This window comes from Candidatus Chloroploca sp. Khr17 (assembly GCF_004138165.1).
GTDB lineage: Bacteria > Chloroflexota > Chloroflexia > Chloroflexales > Chloroflexaceae > Chloroploca.
On record NZ_RYFF01000069.1, the window covers coordinates 1 to 21,698 of the forward strand.

Here is a 21,698-nt window from a genome sequence, read left to right on the forward strand (position 1 = left end):
GATGCGGTATTTGAACGTCTTTCGCATGGTTTAAGTATGGCACATAGTTGCTTAAATTGCAAGTTTGTGCTACCTGGGCTGAAGCCGCTCAAGCGGGTGAAGCCCTTCTATCCCAGGGCTAAAGCTCCTGGGCTTTACGGGCTATTTCCGTAAGCCCGGCTTCATCTTTACGAGACTATGCTTGCTTTTCGTGGCCTCAATTTGTCTGCTACCCTGGAGACCTCGCGGCACAATATTACGCGAGATTTCTTTCAGCCTCTCCTTTCCACTGCTCTTCAGTATGATCGTGGTGTGGGCTATTTCAGTTCGGGCTGGTTACGGATCAATGCTGAGGGTATGGCAGAGTTTGCTGCTCACGGTGGCCGTGCGCGTTGGATCACCAGTCCAATCCTTGATCCCAAGGAGCTGAATGAGTACCAGGATCTGAGCCTCAAGATCGCCCGCCTGATCAACAATGACGACATAGACGCCGAAGAAGCGCTGGAGATGTTGCTGATCAAGCGTGCCCGCCTGCTAAATACAGCCCAGGGCAAACTGACTGCCCTCTCAGCCGTCTTGCGTAGCCTCAAGCGGATTGACCACGCACTCTTCTATTGTGCGCCCGAGCAGATGGACGGATCGCTATGAGCTTTCCGGACGCCTCTCCTCGGCATCCCCCCGGCTTGGCAGCTCTGAGGTGGGTTTGTGACGGAATCATTAGGGGTGAAAACACTATGCTGGACAAGTACAAATTTGCTTTTGCCAATTTGAATGTCAATCGTAGTTCAGCGTGGTGGGATGCGAAGACATGCTATGCAGCCCCACACAAACCCCTCATGCTCTTCAGTGTAATGGACTTGATGGCTCAAAAAATATTGAAGGACAATCTTGTTCAGTTAAACAAATACCTAACAGAAACCTTTCACCGCTATTGGAGAAACACTACGAGTGTAAAGAAGAAAACAAACGTTACACTTCCTTTTTATCACCTAAGAAGTGATAATTTCTGGCATCTTATCGCCACACCAGGCAATGAACGGGCCTTGAGAATCCCTATTCACTCAATCGGTAATATGCGTGAATTTGTGCTTGGGGCGAGTCTTGATCAGGATCTTTTTGAATTGATGAGTCATCCACAACCACGTCACGAATTGCGTATGGTTTTACTTGAAACGTATTTTAATCCGAAAATACACGAACAAATCATTTGTTTAATGAAAAAATGAAATTCTTCCGTATGCAAAAACTTTTCAAGTAGCATAAATAATCTTTGAAATTGCATGTTCATGCTTGAAAAATACAAAACAAAGTTCGCCAAACTTCGCATTGACCGTGTACCTGAGCGCTGGTGCGAGGCAACCAATGGTGGTGCGCCCCACAAAGCATTGCTCTTGCTCAGTGTGCTGGATTTGGTTGCACAGGGCGAGATCAATGCGCCGCTGGTGGTGCTTCATGCTGATCTGATCGATCTCTTTGACCGTTATTGGCGAACTGTGATGGGGAGTGAGCGTAAAGGCAATATCGCGTTGCCCTTTTACCATCTGAAGAGTGATGGATTTTGGCATCTCGTAGCGGTATCTGGTCAAGAACAGGCGCTGCGCGTACCTATTCGCTCGCTCAAGAGTATGGAAGATCTGGTGGTGGGCGCACGGCTTGATGACGCATTGTTTGCGCTCCTGCTCGATCCGCACACACGCGATGAACTGCGACGTGTGCTGGTCGAGACCTATTTTGCCCCGCAGGTGCGTGCTGCGGTGGTTGAAGTTGGGGTGATTACCGCACAGTCGTTTGAGTATAGCCGTAGCCTGATCAAGCGTGCGCGTGAGCCGTTTACACTCAAAGAGACGCCGGATCTGGCCGAGCAGTACGCAACCGAGTCGCGCTCGACCGGCTTTCGGCGTACTGTCGTCGCCGCCTACCAGCACACATGCGCCGTATGCAAAATCCGTATTGTCACCCCCGAGGGGCGCACCGCCGTCAGCGCAGCCCACATTGTGCCGTGGAGCGTGAGCCACAACGACGATCCGCGCAATGGCATGGCGCTGTGCGGTTTGCACCATTGGGCCTTTGACGAGGGCTTGATCGGGATTAATCCTGCCACTTACCAGATTATCATCTCGCCAGTGGTAGACCCCGACGAGCAGGCGACCGAGCCGTTGCGTCGGTTGCATGACGCAGCGCTGCACCTGCCCGAAGCCCCCATCTTGCATCCTGCACCTAGCGCCTTGCAATGGCACCAACGGGAAGTGTTTCGCAACATCGCGTTACGGCGTATCGTGTAAGCTAAGCAAATCTTGCTCTAGGGCGCGTTCCTGCTCGGTGATCGTGAGGCCCATAGCACGCTTGAGTGCGATGGTGGTCAGTTTGAGGCTATCGTGCGTTTTGCTCATGCGACCGCGAATCATCACGCGACCCTCCCAGAGGCGCGTGTTTTTACGTGACCAGTCAATTGAACCGAGCATCCGCAGTCGTTTGCTCCAATCTTCTGGATGAGCATGGATAAGCGCCTGACCTGCCAGCGCAATGGCTACAAGTGTGACGGTGTGTGCATGAACATAATTTTCGCGTAAGTATGCGGGTGTGACTTCGCTACGAATAACTTGAGACCACTGCGGGATAATCTCACCCAACTGACGCCAAAATTGTTCGCCGCGTAGTGCTTGTTCAGCAGTGAGCGCTTCCTCTTTCTGCATGTGCAGTAGTGCCTGCGTTGCTTGATATACGGCGCTGAGCGTAAACAATGCAGTCGAACGATTCGAAATGGTCGTCTTTTCAAGTTCGATGCGATCCTGAAAGAGGGGGACATCAACTGCCAACTGGCGCACAAACATAGCAAGGTCACTATGCGCGTACAAAACGCGCTGGGAGCGTGTTCCCAGCGTTGTCATCTGCTGAAGATCAGCATACAACCTTGTGGAACGCACAAAATCAGGATCAGGTACGAGCATAACGGGAAGCGTATCATTGCCGCGTTCAGGCATTTGCGCCAAAAACTGCTGTAGCGCAGCACGCTGATGCTGTCCGTGCTGCAAGATGATCGCCGCCGTGAACGGGACACTGAGCCATCCGATCTCGGAATGTTCAGCCGTAAGCTCAGTAAAGACGACCTGGCTATGGACGGTCGCAACGAACGGGGCGAGAACATAATCTTTCGCTTGCGCCAGCAGATAGCCTGCTGTGGATTCAATCAACCCTGGGTCAAGCGAACGAATTTTACGCAATGTATCGGGTACTTCAACTTCGTCAAAGAGTAATAGGCGCGTAACTAGACGCAAAGGAAGTTGAATAATGAAGTACTGGAAGTCTCCTTGCTTGCCAGAGATGGCTAAAAATGAATAGTTACCCATGGTACTCACGCGATCACCTCATCGGATATAGATTGTAACTAAGCACGCTTGTCGTGCCTGCTCTTTATACCGACACAACCTCAGCTAAGATCCACTCACGCAAGTGGGGGCGCAAATCGGGACGATGCACGAGATCAAATTGTTGATGTGATCAATGAACAACTACGGTATGAACCATTGACCAAAACGAGAAATCGCAAGCCGATGCGGGCCAACGAAGTCGCTGATTGGGAACTGCGTGTGCGACACTTTCGTGTGCTGTATTTGGTCGATACCGTTGTCCGGATCGTTGAGATAAAGCGCATTGGCGAGAAACGTAACAATCGTTTCTTTTTTCGGGGCAAACCGGAGGATTTATGATTACGGTGGGTTGATGCGCTAGGTGTTGGTAAGCCACTTTGCAAATTGGCACCCTCGTTGAGTGAGCGTTTGTGAACCCTCAGCCACAAAGGGGATCCGTAGGGTGTACATTACGGTACGCCCCCCAAAGCCCCATCAACCCATAGTGCGCCCAGGTCGCGCTCTTCCAGCAACGCCGTAAGTCGTTGCTGCGTGGGCTCTTGGAGGGCTTCTTCGGTGCAGAGCGGCCCATACTTGGGTTGAACAACGGGATGATAGCTCGTTGTCCGTAGCGAGGCGTTACTGTTACCGATTTGGGTCAGTGCTTCAACAAGGACAAGATCTTCTGGGCTTAGTTCGCGTACCAGTTGTGGTGAATAGGTATTGATCAATACTTGGCGTAATGGGGTAAACTCGTTCTGATCAACATCTTCTTGCAATGGGTCAGTTGCAAAGCCCTTCAACACATCAACAACCGTCTTGAGCCGCCGTGGATGGACGCCGTTCTCTGGCTCTTCAAGGCAGATCATGCCAACTTGATCTTCGTCGTATTGGAGCGCCAGGAGACCTAACATGCGCAGTGTGCCATCGGACAGCACGCGTGATGAGAAACGACGCCCGTCGAGCATTTCTAGTTCAATCAGATAGCGATAGAGTTCATCGAGTTGGCGCACATGGATCTGGCGGGCGCCGGGAATGAATTGACCAATCCAGGCTGAGATCTCGGCCTGGGCACTACCGTTGTGCCGCATAATCCGTTGGAGTGCAGCGGCCAGGTAGCGCCCATGATGATCCATGCGTTCGGGGCCATCAATCGCATTGGCTTCACGCATGGCCTCGGGGTCGAGGTGGATGAAGCGCCAGCGCAGCAGTTCGTTACGTACCGCGCAAATATGCGGAAATTCACCCGCATCACGCAAGACATGCAGAATGGATTGGCGTGTACCACGACGCATCAAGCGTGGCCGTCCCCGTTCCGCGCCATCTTGATGCACGGTGATCTCGCTATCCGGGTTGAGCGAAATATAGGGTACATTTCGCCGCTTCGTTACAATATGGGTCTGCTTAAAGGCACTCGAAGCCGCCCAAGGTAGGCGCTCATCGCTCGGCTTGACCAGCAACTGCTCGCGAGCGATCTGGACACGCGAACCGTGATCATGCTCCTCACGCTCTAGGGTAAGCTCATAACGGAGCCATGTGCGTTTGAGGGTAATCCACCCTTCAAACTCATCATGGAATGAAGGGTCAAGCAGCAGTTCAACCGCGATATGCAGCCGTTGGCGATACGTTCCATCGGCTTGTAACGAAAAAATCTCGAAAGGATCACCACGTACCATTTGGAGGATGTCGGGCAGATCGTAACTTGGCAATAGCGAGAGTAGGTGTAGCGCATCAAAGAGATTGCTCTTACCCGTATTATTCGGCCCGGCAAAGGCTAAAAATGGGCGCAAGGGAATGGTAGTTGCCTGGAGTGTCTTAAATCCATCAATTTCAATCTGGGTGATCATCGTCGCAGCGGCCCCCTAGCTTCGCACCATCTTACGCACATTGTAAATGCCCGCCAGCAATTTCGCCACTGCCATAGGGATGTGCTCACCTTGGTTGCTGCGCCCCACACCAATGCGTATTGCACTATGCACTCACTTCTCCCCAAAGTCTAGCGCAAGAATAACGGCTGATCGACTTCCTGGCAGACGCGCAGACGAGTAAGCTTCATGCTGCAACCTCTTCGAGCAGGATGTCAAAATAGCCGCGCTGAACACTGGTGCATCCATCTTCTTCATCGTATTCCAGGTGGAATGTATGTGCAATAGCTGGTTCAAGTTGAGTGTAAGCTTCGGGCGTGATCTCTGTGTCGGTAGAGAGGACCAGCACTTGATGTGATGCGTGGGGAAAGAAGTGGTTAAGGAGTGCTTTGCGATGGGTACTGTCAAGGCGTCCCATAGGCGTGTCTACAATGATTGGGAGCGCACGCCCTGAAACTGAGCGTAGTGCCCAGAGCAAGGCAGTGGCATAGAGTTGTTTTTCACCTGCTGAAAGATCGGATTTGGGCAGTACCATCCGATTAGGGCCAAAGAGTTCGACCGTGAAGCGTTTGCGATCAATGCGTACTTCGCGCACCAGGATGCGCTTGCGACACAATAGATTGAAATAGTGTGCAATTGCTTGTTCTAGCTCTTCGATCTTCAAGGCAGTGATGCGCTCACGATATTGTTCAAGCACAACCTGTGCTTTTGCGGCCCGCTCAACGCGGGCATCAGTGTCGCCTGCTTCAGCTAGGCGCAGCCACGCTTGCTTGCGCTCGCGCTCACGTTGGGCAAGCTGCAGATCGATCTGGTGGAGTTCGTTGTTGAGTTGTGTTAGTTGCTCGTGTACCCGGCCCTTCTCTTCGGCATGGCGGTTGAAATCTTCAAGCAGAGGAAGGGCAATCTCATCGCTCGGAACTTGTTTGCGGGCTTGCTCAAGCTGGCTACGTTCAGCTTCTAGTGCCTCCAGCCTATGTCCCAGGGAATGCAGTTGTGCGGGAACAGCGTTGGTTGCAGTGTCAATCCAGCCAAGGAGAGTTTCACGTTCTTTGTCAGAAAGCCCATGCCGCAATTCTACGGGCTCTGGTTGCGCAGAAGGGGTGAGCAACGTCTGAATGGCAGTCGTCAGACGTGCCCATGCCATCTGATCGAGTTCGGGTGCGGTAGTGCGTTGAAACGAAGGATCGAGCAGGTGTAACGCAACAGTTGCGGCCTGTTCCTGCTGGGCTGTGTAGGCTAACTGCTCACGCGAAGCAGTCTCTTCACGGAGTAACTGAGTGCGTACATGATTGCACCAGAGTGGGGTTACGGCAAAAGGCAACAGACTTGCGGCAAGTTCGCGGAGGGCTGTGCTGACCTGTTCGATCTGCGCCTCCACTTCTTTCTGCTGGCGCTCTAAGGCGTCCCGCTGATAGACAAGATTAGCTCCCTCACCAACCAGTTGCTGCCGCATGCGCTCAAGCTGCATATTCAGCCATTCCATACGTGTCACCAACTGAGCGCGATCCTGCTGCAACTCAAGTGAACGGTTCTCGAGCGCTTTATGAAGCGCATCGGCTTGCTCTGCCTCCTGACGCAAACGAGAGCGATCATGCTCATCTTGTTGCCGTAAATAGATACTCAGATCAGAGCGCAGTCGATCAATCAGATCAAGGTTCAAGAGACCACGTACTGCTGCAGCAAGGGTCTCAGGCTCACGGTCGCTATCAGCAAGCGCTTGAAGTTGTTCACCATCGAAGAAAAACAACTCTGAGACCCCGGGGGGAATCAGATCACGTAAGAAATCGCTCCAGTGCTCAGGCGCAATCTCCTCTAGCGGCTTGCCATCTTTGTAAATCGTCACTCTTTCATCGACACCATTTGCCTCAGCATGCCATGAGCGTACTGCATCGTAGGTACTGCGCACACCAGCGTGAACATGATCAAACAGCAGTCCGACACTCGTAGTAAAGGTGGCAATTTGATGGACAGGGCTGCGATGCATACGCTGTCGAATATAGGTGTCATAATCGGCTTGACGTACGCGATTGCCCAGCGCGCCTCGTCCGTAGAGGCAGAGGCGAATCGCTTCCAGGATCGTTGTTTTGCCCGCACCGTTCTTACCCCCGAAGAGGATGACGGGACGATGCGCTTCATTATTATGCAACGGGCGTAATTCAAACTCATGGCGACCACGATAGACACCAAAGTTTGTGATGGTAAGACGAGACAGGATCATGCCACAACCTCTTCGTCATCATCAATGCCCAGAAGGGGCAAATTATAAGCCCGGCGGATGGCTGCTTCGTCACGCCATTCTTCGCGCAACACTTCATCAATACGTTGGAAAATTCCAGCACGCCGATGCATGCCCTGCATCTGGCGTTCCTGCTCCATCAAGCGAGCAACAAGATCGGTAGGAAGATCATGCTCTGCGCATACCTCCCCTAAAACTCGATACTCTTGAGCAGAAAAGGCTCCAATATCATCCTGAAGCCAAGCTAACTGCTTGCTCGTAATGCGCTCATAAATTTGTGGCACTGAGTCTTCCCAGTCTTGGCGCTCAGTCCGCCAGATACGGCGAATCTCGTGTAATTCAGCCTCAGTAATCAATTCCATCTCAGGATCAGGGCCATCTTCGCGCACCATCTTCTGGGTATGGAGCAATTCACGTAGGATGGTCTTGCAGAAATCGAGGCGATACGGGCCGCGAATCAGCTTGCCGTCTTTGACCGTAACCTGACCGGTGCGGCGCTTAAAATCGCGATAGAGGTGCTTCTTTTCGGGAATCTGCGTTTCCGCAAGCCAATCTCTGAAATCGAGCATTGGCTGCATCCAATCCCCACCATTGTCAATCATTGCTTCCATCGAACGATCGCGTGTCACCACCGTACAGGTCCAGCAACCAAAGCGACTATTGCCACACGACGGGGTCGTATCATCCACAACCAAGGGGCACTCACCAGTGTGGGCGGTGCGATAGAGTGCGGCAAGGTCACGGTTATTGCTTCCCCAGGGTGATGGAACCTGCAGCAGGTATGTCCACACATCATCAGTTGTAAAATCCTGAACCGGGGTATAGACGTATGCGCGTGACAAGATATGGTGGCGGCTCAAGCGGCTACCGGTGATGCGCCCGTGCTTATGTGTCATCACCTGAGCACGACTAGCGCTCTCGCTCTTGCGCCCACCAAGAACCATTACTACTTCACCAAACTCAGCCGCTCGATCAAGGATAAAACGGTTAGCTGGCTGGATCTTCATTCGTTCAGTACACCAGCGAAAGCGTTGATTGGGGGCTGGATACCCACGCCCAATCAGATTGACCCAGAAGGTGTCTGTTATCTGAGGCATCACCTTTTGGGCTTCAAAGGGAAGCTCCTGTGCCTTTGCAGCTTCATTGATGCGGCGCAGCGTCCCATCGAGATAATCGACGATAACTGGCGTCTCCACCATCGTATCAGAAGCAATCACATACACAGGCCAGCGCACCTCTTCGCGGGGTAGACGAGACAATGCATACCAGACAATTTGAAGTGTTGCGGTCGAATCTTTGCCGCCACTATACCCAACCACCCAGGGCAATTGGGTCGAGGTGTAGACCTCTTGCACTTCAGCGTAAATCTCATCGATCGTCTTGGTATCAAAAACCGAGTGATGCTCGCTCGGCAGACCATGGCGTAGATTCATCCGACACTCCTCATCTTTACCGTCGGTTTAACTTGTTGTTCGGCTGCAACTTCTTCGGCAGAAAGTTTCAAACCCAGCGTCTGCTTTATGAGATTCGCTGTTAGTTGTACACTCAACCCGGCTTTGCTCATTTTGCCGTGATACATTGCCCGACCTTCCCAGACGGGATTAGTACGGAGCCAGTTTAGCGTCCCCAGCGGATTGAGCCGTGTCCGCCAATCGTCAGGATAGGTTGCTACCAGGCTATGCCCGGCTATGCCAAAGGCGTGCAAAGCAACACCATGGGCATGAACGTATTCGCTTCGTAGCTGTGCAGCACTCACTTGTCGTTGAATTATCTGGCGCCACTCAGGAATAACGTCGCCAAGTACCGTCCAGAACTCACATGCATGGTCTTCATCAGTTCTGGTAAGAGTTGCACCACGACTTGACTGAAGCAAGGCATGGGTTGCTTGATAGATTGCACTGAGGGTAAAGAGTTTGGTGCTGCGATTAGAGATCGTTGTTTTCTCAATTTCAGTCAACCCCTTGAATACCGGAACCTGCTGTGATAGTCTGTAGGCTACCTGTGCCATTGGATCACGCCGGTCATACAATATACCGATTGAGCGGGTCGGACGAACCGCATGTTTGTTAAGATCGGCAAACATTTGTTGACTTCGTTCGAGGCCAGCGTCAACAAAAAAAACGACTGATACCGTTTCATCCCCAAGCTGTGGATTTGCCTTGAGGGCCTCCTCAATTGCCGCACGACGATGCTGACCATCATTAATCAGAAAACGTGCTGTCATTGGTACGGTCAGGGTTCCAACATTACGTTCAGCCCCATGTGCTTCACGGGGCTCAAAGCGCACATTGCCATCAATGGAAGCAGTAATTGAAGAGAAGACATAGGCCGTTGGATTGTCAATGATATAGCGTGCAATTTCGGGGATACGTGCCCGATTCAGCACCCGTTGCGCGCGCAATTCGGCAGGGATCTCCTCCTCATCAAAGAGGAAGATCTTGGGGATTAACTTGAGTGGACACATGACGGTATAATACTCACGACCCGCCTGCATACCTCGTAAAGCTGTGAACTGATAATTGAATGCTTCCACTGCCACTCCTCAGCGAGCACGAATCTTGATTGATACTAGTATAACATCAATTGGAAGTTTATTTTATTGGCTTGGAAGTATAATTCTTGGTCAGATTTACTGTTCAAAAGTTTGCATATGTTTTATTTGACATAACATTTCAATCCTTCCATGAAGGACATCGTCCGTCGCCGTGATGGTCTTTCAGTAAATGATCCGCTATGCGCCGGATGCCGTGGGGCTGAAGCCCGCGGCTTTGGGAAGCGAAGCCCACCTTCGTGGGCTAGACCGGATTAATTTCTGGAAGACCATCACGGCGCGGCTACTGGGGAGCGAAGGCCACCTTCGTGGCCTAAGTGAGCCGGCAAAGGCCGGCTTCGCAGGTGGCAACCCATAGTGCGCCCAGGTCGCGCTCTTCAAGCAACGCCGTAAGTCGTTGCTGCGTGGGCTCTTGGAGGGCTTCTTCGGTGAAGAGCGGCCCATACTTGGGTTGAACAACGGGACGATAGCTCGTTGTCCGTAGCGAGGCACCACCGTTACCGATTTGGGTCAGGGCCTCAACTCAGCGCAAGAGCGGTACAAAACCAGCTTGCGCGAAGTGCTGATCGGTGGTCAGCGCCTCGGTAAGCCTTTCGCGTTGCATGATGACGAAGCTGGCACAATCTACCAAACTCCAAGCTTTATCAGGACGCTGTGTGAGGAGTTGCCACGCTTGAAGGTCAAGCGTGGTATCCACATGAATGATATGGACGTACGGTGAGGTTTTGATTCCAGTGATGAAGCCAATCAGGCGCGGGCGTGCAATCCGAAGCGGGCTAGTGAGCAAGGCCACGAGTTCAGCTACGATGTAGTTTGTGGTCACCAGTTTCTGATCTTTTTGGCGTGCCGTCCGGTAGATCGTGGCTGCCAGCAGGTGATATGGTTGGTTCTTGTCAACCAAATGTCCCCATCCCGCAGTATCAACGAAGATATCAGGCATATGCTGGCCTTACGGTGTAATGCCCGTGGGTTCATCCCTTCCCGCCTGTCCCAGATAGTGATCGTGGTTGTCGGCCCAGTCGCTGCCGCCACTATCAAACGCCCCAATAAAGGCGTCGAGAGGATCGTGGGCAAATTGCTCGGCTGCAACCGTAAGCCACTTGGTGGCAATCGCTTCCAAAGGTTGGCCGGTCTGCTGTGCCGTTTTGGTCAGCGTTTCGTACAGGGTATCCGGCACGCTAATCTGTAGGGTGTGGCTCATCTGGTGACTCCTTCTCTCCAAGGTCACGTCCATTGTACCATTGCTGACAGAATCCGTTCGGCTTGTATGGACACAGTGTGCCGCCCAACTCAGCGCTACCTTGCGCACATTGTAGATGCCCGCCAGCAATTTCGCCACCGTCAGCGCAGCTCACATTGTCCCCTGGAGCATCAGTCACAACGATGACCCACGCAACGGCATGGCGTTATGTGGTCTGCATCACTGGGCCTTTGATGAGGGCGTCGTAAGCATTGAGCCATCAACCTATCGCATCATCGTCTCGCCCGTCGTACGTTCAGACGACGAAGCGACTACGCCGTTGCGCACCCTGCACGACCAACCCCTCTACCTACCCGAGAACGAGGAGATCTACCCGGCGAAAGAAGCGCTGCGCTGGCACCAGAAAGAATTGTTCAGAGCGACGGTTCCGCCGTCATTGGTGTAGGAGACTCTAGCCTAACGTGCGCTCAGACTTCTACAACACGATCCGCAAGGATTATTTGCGCCAGCGCCAGCGCATCGGCAAACGTATGCCGATCCGTAGGCGCAGACTCCGGCAACGGCCCCAGATCTTCGCTGATCTGATCGGCCCAGCCCACAATCTGGCGCAGCTGGGCGACCCGCTGGAGCAGGCGGTCCTCGCCAGATAGCTCACTGGTGGCCGGGGCTGACGATCGGCTCGGTGGGTTGAGCGACAGTGGCAGAGTGATACAACCACTTGTAGAGAAGCTATGACAGCCAAGTGTATCACTAGCATTGTAAAACCCTCGGCGCACCCGATCCACGCTGCTGGTGTCGGCGATAGGGCTGTTGGAAAGTCGTTGGTTGCGCCCCAAACCCCAGTTTTGGTTCGTGTTGGCGGCGAAGCCGCCAACACGAACCAAAAAATCTCGTGGAGCGGCGAAGCCGTTCCATACCCCACTGCCGGAGGTGGAACACGGAGAAGTTACGCGCCCTCGCCGACGCCCGCCACAACGTAGGCGCTCGAGGTTGTCGCGGCGAGGCGCAGCGCCCGCAGACCCTCGTACGCCTCAGACTTGTACCAGTGGTGCGCCTGCGCAAGCGACGGGAACTCGATGATCACTGGGAAGACCGGCTTGTACGCGCCTTCGATGAGATCGACGTGCCCCCCGATGACGACGTATCTACCGCCAAATTGATCCACCGTCGCCATTACACCCTCGCGACTGGCCTGTCCTTGTTGACGAGCGGCGGCCCGTATGCCACAATAGTGCCTGTACATTTCTTTCCTATGCTTGGTTCTTCTGCTGATGACGATGCGTTCTGATGAGTTGGCCTGCGCCTATGCTGCCACTGAATACATCGGTTATCTGCCCTGTGCTGGTCGGCAGAGCCTCACAGGTCGCCACCGTTGCTCGGCTGTGCTCACACGTGCAGGGCGGCAGTGGTACGACTCTCCTAATCACCGGCGAGGCCGGAGTCGGCAAGTCACGGCTTGCCAGCGAGGCTGTTGCCTATGCCAGCGCAACACACTGGGTGACGCTCCGGGGAGGCTGCAGCGAAGCCGAGCAAAGCATCCCCTTCGGGGTGCTTGTCGATATGCTGCGTGCCTATAGCCTAGGGCAGCCCTCGATTTCGCTCGTGCAAGCTCTCGGTTCCGATCTCCCTATCCTCGCCCCCGTGCTCCCCGAGCTTGCATCGCAGCCCGCTAGCCTCGCCGGGGCGACGGCCCTCGACAAGCAGTTAATCTTCCCCGCCATTGTGCGCCTGTGCGCACAGCTTGCCCGCAGCGGCGGCCTGCTAGTCCTCTTCGAGGATATCCACTGGTGCGACGAAGTCAGCCTCGAACTCCTGCTCTACCTTGCCCGCCACACGACGGTACTCCCTGTGCTGCTGGTTGCCACCTACCGCAGCGACGAGGTCGGCCCGGAGTTGCGGCGGCTCCTCGCCCAGCTTGACCGGCAGCGCCTCGCTGTCGAGATCGCTCTCGCACGCCTCGCCCCGCCCGAGGTAGACGCGATGCTGCGTGCCATCTTCGATCAGTCGCATCCAATCCGAGCCGAGTTCCTCAGCACGCTCTACACGCTCACCGAGGGCAACCCGTTCTTTGTCGAGGAGACGTTGAAAACCATGCTGGCGACCGGCGAGATCTTCTATACGGACGGTCGCTGGGAGCGGAAGCCGGTCGGCGAGCTCCAGATCCCGCGTAGCGTCGAGGAAGCGCTCCACCGTCGTAACCAGCAACTCAGCCCACCCGCCCGCGAGTTGCTCACGCTTGCGGCGGTGGCCGGACGCCACTTCGACTTCAGTCTGCTCCAGCGGATCACCGGATGGGGCGAAGACGAATTGCTGCTGCGCCTCAAAGAGTTGCTCGCCGCCCAGTTCCTGGTCGAGGAGAGTGCGGATCAGTTTGCCTTTCGCCACGCCCTGACCCGCCAGGCCGCCTTGAGTCTGCTCCTGGCCCGCGAGCGTCGCCAGTTGCACCGCTTGATCGCCCTCACCCTGGCTGACCTCGCAACCGAGCAGACCGACATGCCGGTTGCGGACCTCGCCTACCACTGCTTCGAGGGCGAACTGTGGGTCGAGGCCCTGGCCCACGCTCGTGTCGCCGCCGAGCGGGCGTTGGCCCTGTTCGCACCCGCTGCGGCACACGCGCATAGCGAGCGTGCGGTCATCGCCGCCGAGCGCTCAGGCCGCTCACCCGACCAGAGCCTGCACCTCCTCCGCGGGCGGGCCGCCTCCCTACTCAGCCGCTTCACCGCCGCTCGGACGGATCTTGAGGCCGCCCTGTCTCTCGCGCAGGGTGCAGGCGATCAACGCTGCGTCTGGGAGGCTCTCGTGGCCCTCGGCGATCTCTGGGCCACACGCGACTACCGGCTGACTGGCGACTACTTCGCCCACGCACTCGACGCCGCCCGTGCGCTCGACGCGCCCGCCGTACTCGCCGCAACTCTCAACCACATTGGCAACTGGCACATGAATCAGGAGCGTCCAACCGAGGCGCTCGCGCTCCACCGGGAGGCGCTGGCGATCTTTGAGCAATTGGACGACCGCCAGGGAATCGCCCAGACCTACGACCTGCTGGGCATTGCCTCGTACAACGCCTGCGATCTGATCGGCGGGCGAGCCCACTACGAGCGGGCGATTGCCATCTGGCGCGCCCTAGACGACCGCCGCGGTCTGCTCCTCAGCCTTGGTGGTCTTTCGCTCGCCAGCGATTACCGCCTCGAGATCGGCCACGCCGACGTGGCACAGTCGCTGGTGTGGGCGGACGACTGCGTGCAGATCAGCAGGCCACTCGGCTGGCGCGACGGCGAGGCGCTGGCCCTGATTCTCCGCGGGCTCGTCCAGATCCAGGGCGGTGCCTACGGCCCGGCCCTGACCGACCTCCGGGACGCCCTGGCAATTGCTGAGGAGATCGAGCACCGCGGCTGGACGGCCGACAGCCTCCACGGGCTTGGCAAACTCTACCTCGACCTGCTGGCCTTGGAAGAGGCGCACGCTTGCCTTACCCGCAGCCTTGAGCTTGCAGGCGAGCTGAACTCGATGATCTGGGAGCGTCACTCGGCCGCCCTCCTCGCGATAGTCTACATCGCCCAGGGAGAACTGGAACGGGCCGATACCCTACTCGCCACGGCATCTGGCGATGCCGATCAGCCCCCGACCCTGGCGTCGCGCCTACTTCTGGCGGCCCGCGTCGAGCGCGCTCTTGCGGGCGGCACGCCCCGCGAGGCGCTTGCGCTGCTGAGCAATCTCGTCGAGGGCACTACCAACGGTGGAGCCGTCGGCACTACAGCGCCGCATCTCCACTACCTGCGCGGACGCGCCCTTGCTGCGGTCGGACAGCTCTCTGCGGCCGCCATAGAGCTCGAGTGTGCCCGAGATGCGGCACGTGCTCAAGGACGGCCCGAGCTGCTCTGGCGTACCCATGGCGACCTTGCGCGGGTCTACGGCGCCCTCGGTCGCCCCGCCGAGGGCGGACGCGAGGCAGCGGCCGCTCGGGAGGTTGTTTCCAGTCTCGCGCATGCCCTGGCGAAGACCGAGGACTCACCCGAGGCAACTCGGCTAGCTGAACAGTTTACGCAGCGCGCTCTGGCATTGCTCCCGACACTGGCGCGCACCGTCTTCACCCTGACACCGCGTGAGCGCGAGGTTGCGACCCTGGTGGCCGAAGGCAAGAGCAACCGCGAGATCGCCGACGCCCTGGTACTAAGCGAGCGCACTGCCGAACGCCACGTGGCCAACATCCTGGCAAAGCTCGGCGTAAGCAGTCGCACCCAGATCGCCGTCTGGGTGACGCAAACGTATGGGTAGACTAGGCAACGCTGGTGGGTAGCCGCCGCCTCCGCCGGAAGACCTACGTACTGCTCCTGCCCGAAAATGAGTACTGCGCGGAGCACAAGCTGTGTACTCCAACCGATGAGGAATGGCAGCCATCGGTGTATCTTGTGGTCGGTGACAAGAAGCCCCCCAAGAGGAGTACAGAGATGCACACGCAAGCCTTCAATACAATGTTTGACGCCGATGCGCTAGACGGGCTACGGGCTGCCATGAGTGGCGAGTTAATCGCTCCTGACCACCCTGGCTACGAGCAGACCCGCCGTGTCTGGAACGGCCAAATCGATCGGCGCCCCGCAGTGATCGTGCAGGTGCGTAGCACTGACGACGCTGCTTTGGCGCTCCAATTCGCCCGTCGCCACGCTTTGCCGGTTTCGGTGCGGGGTGGCGGCCACAACACCGCCGGCCTAGCGGTGGCCGATGGCGGCCTGATGATCGACCTCACCTTGATGAAAGACGTCCACATCGATGCCAACACCCGAGTAGCACGCGCCGGGGCTGGCCTGACCATTGGCGAGTTGGTTCCCGCCCTCGCCGCCCATGGGCTGACCACCCCCACCGGTACCTGCGCCGGCACCGGCATCAGCGGATCGACCATCGGCGGTGGCATCGGCTGGCTGAGCCCCAAGCACGGCCTCGGGGTCGACAACGTCGTCGCCTTCGAACTGGTGACTGCCGATGGCCGCACGCGCCGCGCGAGCACCGACGAGCACCCCGACCTGTTCTGGGCCCTGCGCGGCGGCGGCGGCAACTTTGGCGTTGTCACCACGATCGAGTACCGGCTCCACCCCCTCGGTCAGATCCTCGGTGGGATGCTGGTCTATCCACTCGGCGACGCCCGGTCGGCTATGAAGCACTACAGCGATCTTCTGGCCTCCGCGCCAGACGCGCTAGGGAGCCTTGCGGTGCTGGCCACGTTCCCCAACGTCGGCCCAGCGCTCATGCTCCAGTTCTGCTACACCGGTGACGATCTAGCAGCGGGCGAGGCATTGCTCGCGCCATTACGCACCCACGATGCGGTAGCCCTCGACACGATTCAGGCGATGCCGTACAGCGAATTCTTCATGGCCTACACGCCGCCGGTGCCTGACGGCCTTTGCTATCACGACACAGCCTGCGCCCTGCCCGCCATGAGCGACAGCGTAATAGATGCCCTGATCGCCAGCGCCGCACAGTTCTCATCGCCCCGATCTTCGGTCGTTATCAACAGCCTGCGCGGTGTGGCGGCGCGGATTGCGCCCGAAGCCACGGCCTTCGCCCTGCGCACGCCTCACCTGATGGTGGTCAACGCAGCGACGTGGGAGGGCGAACCAGGTGACGAGCATATCGCATGGGCAGAGGAGGCCCAGCGCACACTACGGCCTCTGGCGTGCGCTGGGCTCTACGTGAACTTTATGGGCGAGGGTGCCCCCGACGAGGTACGGGCAGCCTACGCCGGGAACTACGAGCGCCTCAGCGCCCTCAAAGCCGAGTACGACCCGCACAACGTCTTCCGTCGCAACCAAAATATCCTGCCCGCCAAGCAGCGTGGCCTGTAGGCACCGCACCGCGACGAAACAGGGCCAGCCCCGTCGCTGATGCGGGTGACGGGGCTAGCTGTGAAGCACGCCTGCAAGCCTAGCGCTCGTAGACCGCTGTCTTACCGCGCCGGTGCCCGCTCCGGCGCAGTCTCGCCATACACTTGAAACAGGAGGAATCGCTCGTGTTGTTGACTCGGCCTTCACTCATCCGCCTTCGGGCGGCCCTAACCAGTACCCTCGCTATCGCTCTGATTGCGGCCACGCTCCTCGCCCCTGCTACCCCACCCACGGCAACGCGCACTGCGGCAGCGGCGGCGCTCGCTCCTGGTCCGACCCTCACCTTCAGCACCTACCTAGGTGGCCGGAGCGACGATACCATCAGGGCTGTCACGACAGACAGCACCGGCATCTACGTCGTGGGCGAAACCTACTCCGACGACTTGGCAGGCTTTAACGGGGGGCTGAAGGGCCGGGCAGATCTCTTTGTGGCGAAGGTGAATCCGGACGGCAGCGCGCTGGTCTGGGGCACCTACCTGGGCGGTAGTGCGAACGAGACCGCCGCCGGCATCGCACTCGACGGGCGCGGTGGCGTGTGGGTCGTCGGCTCAAGCAACTCCGCAGATTTTCCCGCGACCTCCGACGCCCTCCAGGGCACCAACAGTGGCGGCTACGACGCCATCCTCGCCGAGCTCGATGCCGCCACCGGCGCATTTCGCTACGGCAGCTACTACGGAGAAGCAGGCACCGACGAGGCCCGGGCCATCACCACCGACGGCCTCGGCCACCTGCTGATCACCGGGCAGGGGGGTGCAGACGTTATGGCGATCAGGATCGAGGCAGCGAGCCACGTCATCGCCTATAGCGGCTACTTCGGCGGCAGCGGCGAGGATGGGGGCTATGCCGTAGCAGCGGGGCCTCGCGGCTATGCCTTCATCACCGGTGCCACCGACGGCGTGGGTACCACATTCGACTTCCCCCTGATCGAGCCGCTCCAAGCGAACTGCGGCCTTGCCGACGATGCCGGCTCGTGCGGCCAGGATGCCTTCGTCACCGCAATCACGCCCGACGGCCAGTTGGTCTACAGCACGCTGCTAGGTGGCAGCTACGCCGGTAGCGAGATCAGCTCAGGCGGTGATATCGGTAAGGCGATTGCGGTCGACCCCCAGGGCCATATCTACGTCGCGGGCACGACCTATGCGGCCGACTTCCCTACCGTGGATGCGATTCAGGACACCAGAGCTGGGCAGGATACCTTCGCCGACGGCTTTCTGGCAAAGATCGCTCCCGATGGTGCTAGCCTCCTGTTCTCCACCTACCTCGGTGGCACCCAACACGACGAGCTTCGCACGTTGCAGGTCGACGCCCAAGGCAATGCCTACGTGACCGGCTTCAGCGGATCGAGGGACTTCCCGGTCAAGGATGCGCTCCAGGCGAGTCTCGGCAATGGCATCTGCGGTATTGGCGGGATTGAGCGCTTCTGCGAGGATGCCGTGGTCGCGAAGTTCGCGCCGAGTGGCGCACTGACCTGGAGCACCTACCTCGGCGGCGGCCTCGATGACTACAGCTTCGGCCTCGCCCTCGCCAGCACGGGCCACGTGCTCGTGGTCGGCTCGGCGGCATCCTCCGCAGGGCAAGGCTTTCCGGCGACCGCTGGCTCACTTCAACCAACCAAGAGCCTCAATGTTGATGGCTTCATCGTCCGGTTCGACGGGGCAAGTCAAGGCACACCACCACCGGGGAATCTGCCGTACCGGGTTAGCCTGCCACTCGTGAGACGGTGATGCGATGAGGCCTACCTAATGCACCAACCCTCGGCTGGCCTAGCAGTCTGTCAAGCGTAGATGCGCCTTATGGCCTCACACCCCACAACTGCACCTAGCCGGTGCCGAGAACAGCGAGCAGCTAAGCCAACACGAGGGCACCAGAGTCAGCTGGACTATCGTGCCATACCTGTCCCGCTTTTTGTCCAACTCTTTGTCCAACTCTGTCACTGCTGCCCGCTAGCAGCTTGTGGTTCAATCGAGTATGTCCAAATATAACGCGAGCGCACTAGATCGTGCAGCACTGCGCGATCCGCTTCGCTAGGCTATCAGGGAGGATATACATGGTTGTTCGTTTTTTGTTGCTGCTCATCATCATCGGCGCTGCGCTGGTGATCGCTGCCCCAGGCACCGCACGCGCTCAGGGGAGCCAGCGCTGCTTTGCGGAAACCGGCTTCTGCATCAGCGGGCCGATCCGACAATACTGGGAGCGCAACGGTGGCCTGCCGGTCTTCGGCTTTCCGCTTGGCCCCCAGCGCGAAGAACTGGTCGAAGGTCGTGCGATCCAGGTTCAGTGGTTCGAGCGCGACCGGCTGGAGATCCAGGCCGACGGCACGCTCACGGCTGGCCGCCTCGGGGCCCGTTTTCTCGAACTGACGGGCCGCCCCTGGTTTTTCAACGAGGGTGGCACGGCTGCCCCCGGCTGCCGCCTGGTGCCCCAGACCGGCTACAGCATCTGCGGCGAGATCTTGGCCTACTGGGAGCGCAATGGCGGGGTAGAGCGCTTTGGCTACCCGCTCACCGGGGTGATGAGCGAGCGGATCGAGGGCCGCGACTATCAGGTGCAGTACTTCGAGCGCCGCCGGGTCGAGCTGCACCCGGATCTGGCCAATACCCCCTTCGCGATCCAACTCGGCCTGCTGGGCCGCGAGGTGAGCACAGCCGCTGTCTGCCCCCAGGCTATTACCGCTACGCTCCAGCAAGCGGTGCGCCACTACCTGAGCGTGATGGGTTGCCCGATCGACCCTGGCCGCAGCGGGGCGGTGGCCTGGCAGCGCTACGAGCGCGGCGCAATGTACTGGGTGACAGCCAGTTCCAGTGCCCCGCCGATGATCTTTGTGGTGCTGAACAACACTGCCGCGCAACGCTCGACCTGGCTGTCCCGCACCGACAGTTACCGCGAGGGTGAGCCGGTGGGCGGACAGGTTCCGCCGGGGCGGATCGGGCCGCAGCGCGGCTTCGGCAAGCTCTGGTGGAGCGACGCCAGCATCCGTGATGCCCTGGGCTGGCCGATTGAGGGCGAGCAGAGCGGCAGTGGCGCGGCGGTGGCCTTTAACAGCGGCGGCTGGATGTTTCAGCGCGACGTGCCCGACCTTGTGGTGGTGATGCAACCCGACGGGAGCGCCTTTGGGGTGAGCAGCAGTCTGCTCCCGCGTTGATTAGGACGTTTCCGCAAAGATCCGTAGCGAGGCTGCTGGGTGCCCACGCCAGGACGCCCAGCAGTCTCGCGGAAGAGAACACAACGATAAAGGATAGTATACGCATATGCATAGCACTGATCCCCGCTCGTCAGGCCATCGCACGGCCGCAGTGCTCGTTGCCCAGTTCGTCGGTGCCGTGGCCCTGGGTGCCGGCAGCGGCTACCTGGGCATGCTCGTCGGCTTGCGCTTCTTCGCCGGCGACCCGTCTGGCTTCGGCGATATTGTGGCTCGCCTCGGCGGGATTTTGGTGGGCTACCCACTTGGCTGCGCCCTGGGAGCATGGCTGGTCGGCCTGTGGCTGGGTAGGCGCGGGCCGTTTTGGGCCAGCCTGTTCGGTGCCTACATTGGGGTTGGCCTCGTCTTGCTCAGCTTTCGGCTCTTTCCCTCCGGTGCCCTGGTGCTGGCCTGGCTGCTCGTCTTCGCCTGTGGCGCACTCGGCGCGGTCACCGGTTCCAGATTGGCTGCGCGCCGTTCGTCGAGCGCGAGGGCTGCCGCGTAGCTGTGTTATCTTGTTCATACGGCAGTCGCAGCAAATATGTGATAACTAGCTTGGAGGAGCCAGCCATGCTTGACGTTTCTACCGCCTTCACGACCTTCCCAGTATTGCACACCGAGCGACTGTTCCTGCGCGCGCCGGAGCCGGACGATGCCGCTGCAATGTTCCCGATTATGGCCGACCCTGAGGTGATGCGCTACTTCGGCGCCCCGCCGATGGCCTTGCCCGACGAAGCACTGCAACGCATCGCCGGAATCCGTGAGGCGTTTGCCGCGCAGGAGGGGGTGCGCTGGGCGATCACGCTGCGCGAGGACGAGACGTTGCTCGGCACGTGTGGCTTCTGGCGGCTGATCAAGCCCCATTTCCGCGCCGAGGTCGGCTACGAGTTGGGTCGCACCTGGTGGGGCCGTGGGCTGATGACCGAGGCGCTGGGGGCGGTGCTGCGCTTCGGCTTCACGCAGATGGGTCTTCACAGTGTGGAGGCGATGATCGACCCGCCCAACGTTGCCTCGCGCCGGGTGCTGGAAAAGCTCGGCTTTGTGCAAGAGGCCTACTTCCGTGAGAACTACTACGATCCCACCAGCGGACGCTTTGGCGACTCAGCTGTTTTCTCGCTATTGCGCTCAAACTGGCTGCTCGTACGAGGCGCTGCGAACCGAGTCGGTGGAACCGAGCACCTACCAACCTGAGCATGGCACGATGCACGCCCAAAAGATCGCAGCGTTCGCTGACGGGGATCCTGCGGAAGCGATAAGCTGCGTCATCTGCGGATGATCGAAATGGTTTTACATCAGCCCTGGGCTTCTCGGGGGAGACCGATACACATTAGGGACTACGCAGTGGCATTAGGACGCACCCCGTCACCAAGGCGCTTCGTTATTCCGGCCTGACCGCCGTTTCTGCTTGGGTATAAACTTGCCAACCTTCACGGAAGGGTGTACATGGAGTGTTACCTGACACGAC

The 21,698-nt window shown here is 58.2% G+C and carries 19 protein-coding genes; 10 read left to right on the forward strand and 9 right to left on the reverse strand.

Going from position 1 to position 21,698, the window contains the following annotated elements; translation table 11 throughout:
• Positions 1-177: 177 nt before the first annotated feature.
• From EKD05_RS22945 to EKD05_RS22955, 3 genes are read left to right on the forward strand one after another with little or no spacing between them, the layout of a single operon-like run.
• Positions 178-627 (forward strand): hypothetical protein, encoded by a 450-nt coding sequence (locus EKD05_RS22945; RefSeq protein WP_129677562.1) that lies wholly within the window; start codon positions 178-180, stop codon positions 625-627.
• A complete protein-coding gene (locus EKD05_RS22950; RefSeq protein ID WP_129677564.1) occupies positions 624-1,205 on the forward strand; it encodes a hypothetical protein in 582 nt (193 codons plus the stop codon). Before EKD05_RS22945 ends, EKD05_RS22950 begins: the two co-directional genes overlap by 4 nt.
• Positions 1,206-1,259: 54 nt before the next feature.
• On the forward strand, positions 1,260-2,261 hold the full coding sequence (locus EKD05_RS22955; RefSeq protein ID WP_129677566.1) for an HNH endonuclease: 1,002 nt from the start codon (positions 1,260-1,262) through the stop codon (positions 2,259-2,261).
• Here the strand turns inward: EKD05_RS22955 and EKD05_RS22960 are convergent.
• The 7 genes from EKD05_RS22960 to EKD05_RS22995 all read right to left on the reverse strand — a co-directional run bounded on the left by EKD05_RS22960 (position 2,244) and on the right by EKD05_RS22995 (position 11,179).
• Positions 2,244-3,326, reverse strand: a complete 1,083-nt coding sequence (locus EKD05_RS22960; protein WP_129677568.1) for a DNA sulfur modification protein DndB — start codon at positions 3,324-3,326, stop codon at positions 2,244-2,246. The genes EKD05_RS22955 and EKD05_RS22960 overlap by 18 nt on opposite strands.
• Before the next feature lie 470 nt (positions 3,327-3,796).
• Positions 3,797-5,173 (reverse strand): AAA family ATPase, encoded by a 1,377-nt coding sequence (locus EKD05_RS22970; RefSeq protein ID WP_129677570.1) that lies wholly within the window; start codon positions 5,171-5,173, stop codon positions 3,797-3,799.
• Between the two features lie 205 nt (positions 5,174-5,378).
• Positions 5,379-7,409, reverse strand: a complete 2,031-nt coding sequence (dndD, locus tag EKD05_RS22975) for a DNA sulfur modification protein DndD (RefSeq protein ID WP_129677572.1) — start codon at positions 7,407-7,409, stop codon at positions 5,379-5,381.
• Positions 7,406-8,860: a DNA phosphorothioation system sulfurtransferase DndC gene (dndC, locus tag EKD05_RS22980; RefSeq protein ID WP_129677574.1), complete on the reverse strand. Its 1,455-nt coding sequence runs from the start codon at positions 8,858-8,860 to the stop codon at positions 7,406-7,408. Before dndC ends, dndD begins: the two co-directional genes overlap by 4 nt.
• The gene (gene dndB / locus EKD05_RS22985) at positions 8,857-9,960 is read right to left on the reverse strand and encodes a DNA sulfur modification protein DndB (RefSeq protein WP_129677576.1); all 1,104 of its coding nucleotides are present in this window, start codon (positions 9,958-9,960) and stop codon (positions 8,857-8,859) included. Before dndB ends, dndC begins: the two co-directional genes overlap by 4 nt.
• A gap of 541 nt (positions 9,961-10,501) precedes the next feature.
• Positions 10,502-10,918 (reverse strand): type II toxin-antitoxin system VapC family toxin, encoded by a 417-nt coding sequence (locus EKD05_RS22990; protein ID WP_129677578.1) that lies wholly within the window; start codon positions 10,916-10,918, stop codon positions 10,502-10,504.
• A gap of 9 nt (positions 10,919-10,927) precedes the next feature.
• Positions 10,928-11,179, reverse strand: coding sequence for a hypothetical protein (locus EKD05_RS22995; RefSeq protein ID WP_129677581.1), 252 nt, complete (start codon positions 11,177-11,179; stop codon positions 10,928-10,930).
• A gap of 115 nt (positions 11,180-11,294) precedes the next feature.
• On the opposite strand from EKD05_RS22995, the gene EKD05_RS23000 reads away from it, so the two are divergent.
• A complete protein-coding gene (locus EKD05_RS23000; protein ID WP_129677583.1) occupies positions 11,295-11,624 on the forward strand; it encodes an HNH endonuclease in 330 nt (109 codons plus the stop codon).
• A 22-nt stretch (positions 11,625-11,646) separates the two neighbouring features.
• Here the strand turns inward: EKD05_RS23000 and EKD05_RS23005 are convergent, their stop codons facing one another.
• Entirely contained in the window at positions 11,647-12,063 is a 417-nt protein-coding gene (locus EKD05_RS23005) for a hypothetical protein (protein WP_129677585.1), read from the reverse strand.
• A gap of 62 nt (positions 12,064-12,125) precedes the next feature.
• Positions 12,126-12,422, reverse strand: coding sequence for a DUF1330 domain-containing protein (locus EKD05_RS23010; RefSeq protein ID WP_129677587.1), 297 nt, complete (start codon positions 12,420-12,422; stop codon positions 12,126-12,128).
• Positions 12,423-12,484: 62 nt separating this feature from the next.
• Between EKD05_RS23010 and EKD05_RS23015 the strand changes: the two genes are divergently transcribed.
• From EKD05_RS23015 to EKD05_RS23040, 6 genes are all read left to right on the forward strand, one after another.
• The gene (locus EKD05_RS23015) at positions 12,485-15,454 is read left to right on the forward strand and encodes an AAA family ATPase (RefSeq protein WP_165360915.1); all 2,970 of its coding nucleotides are present in this window, start codon (positions 12,485-12,487) and stop codon (positions 15,452-15,454) included.
• A gap of 173 nt (positions 15,455-15,627) precedes the next feature.
• A complete protein-coding gene (locus tag EKD05_RS23020) occupies positions 15,628-17,016 on the forward strand; it encodes an FAD-binding oxidoreductase (protein WP_129677591.1) in 1,389 nt (462 codons plus the stop codon).
• Between the two features lie 164 nt (positions 17,017-17,180).
• Positions 17,181-18,779, forward strand: coding sequence for an SBBP repeat-containing protein (locus tag EKD05_RS23025; RefSeq protein ID WP_129677593.1), 1,599 nt, complete (start codon positions 17,181-17,183; stop codon positions 18,777-18,779).
• A gap of 323 nt (positions 18,780-19,102) precedes the next feature.
• Positions 19,103-20,197, forward strand: coding sequence for a hypothetical protein (locus EKD05_RS23030; RefSeq protein ID WP_129677595.1), 1,095 nt, complete (start codon positions 19,103-19,105; stop codon positions 20,195-20,197).
• A gap of 106 nt (positions 20,198-20,303) precedes the next feature.
• Positions 20,304-20,738 (forward strand): hypothetical protein, encoded by a 435-nt coding sequence (locus EKD05_RS23035; RefSeq protein WP_129677597.1) that lies wholly within the window; start codon positions 20,304-20,306, stop codon positions 20,736-20,738.
• Positions 20,739-20,803: 65 nt separating this feature from the next.
• Entirely contained in the window at positions 20,804-21,424 is a 621-nt protein-coding gene (locus EKD05_RS23040) for a GNAT family N-acetyltransferase (RefSeq protein ID WP_129677598.1), read from the forward strand.
• Positions 21,425-21,698: the final 274 nt, after the last annotated feature.

Excerpts from the sequence above, each read along its gene's own strand:
- EKD05_RS22945 (WP_129677562.1), top strand. The coding sequence starts at position 178 with ATGCTTGCTTTTCGTGGCCTCAATTTGTCTGCTACCCTGGAGACCTCG.
- EKD05_RS22950 (WP_129677564.1), top strand. The coding sequence starts at position 624 with ATGAGCTTTCCGGACGCCTCTCCTCGGCATCCCCCCGGCTTGGCAGCT.
- EKD05_RS22955 (WP_129677566.1), top strand. The coding sequence starts at position 1,260 with ATGTTCATGCTTGAAAAATACAAAACAAAGTTCGCCAAACTTCGCATT.
- EKD05_RS22960 (WP_129677568.1), bottom strand. The coding sequence starts at position 3,326 with ATGGGTAACTATTCATTTTTAGCCATCTCTGGCAAGCAAGGAGACTTC.
- EKD05_RS22970 (WP_129677570.1), bottom strand. The coding sequence starts at position 5,173 with ATGATCACCCAGATTGAAATTGATGGATTTAAGACACTCCAGGCAACT.
- dndD (WP_129677572.1), bottom strand. The coding sequence starts at position 7,409 with ATGATCCTGTCTCGTCTTACCATCACAAACTTTGGTGTCTATCGTGGT.
- dndC (WP_129677574.1), bottom strand. The coding sequence starts at position 8,860 with ATGAATCTACGCCATGGTCTGCCGAGCGAGCATCACTCGGTTTTTGAT.
- EKD05_RS22990 (WP_129677578.1), bottom strand. The coding sequence starts at position 10,918 with ATGCCTGATATCTTCGTTGATACTGCGGGATGGGGACATTTGGTTGAC.
- EKD05_RS22995 (WP_129677581.1), bottom strand. The coding sequence starts at position 11,179 with ATGAGCCACACCCTACAGATTAGCGTGCCGGATACCCTGTACGAAACG.
- EKD05_RS23000 (WP_129677583.1), top strand. The coding sequence starts at position 11,295 with ATGCCCGCCAGCAATTTCGCCACCGTCAGCGCAGCTCACATTGTCCCC.
- EKD05_RS23010 (WP_129677587.1), bottom strand. The coding sequence starts at position 12,422 with ATGTACAGGCACTATTGTGGCATACGGGCCGCCGCTCGTCAACAAGGA.
- EKD05_RS23015 (WP_165360915.1), top strand. The coding sequence starts at position 12,485 with ATGCTGCCACTGAATACATCGGTTATCTGCCCTGTGCTGGTCGGCAGA.
- EKD05_RS23020 (WP_129677591.1), top strand. The coding sequence starts at position 15,628 with ATGCACACGCAAGCCTTCAATACAATGTTTGACGCCGATGCGCTAGAC.
- EKD05_RS23030 (WP_129677595.1), top strand. The coding sequence starts at position 19,103 with ATGGTTGTTCGTTTTTTGTTGCTGCTCATCATCATCGGCGCTGCGCTG.
- EKD05_RS23035 (WP_129677597.1), top strand. The coding sequence starts at position 20,304 with ATGCATAGCACTGATCCCCGCTCGTCAGGCCATCGCACGGCCGCAGTG.
- EKD05_RS23040 (WP_129677598.1), top strand. The coding sequence starts at position 20,804 with ATGCTTGACGTTTCTACCGCCTTCACGACCTTCCCAGTATTGCACACC.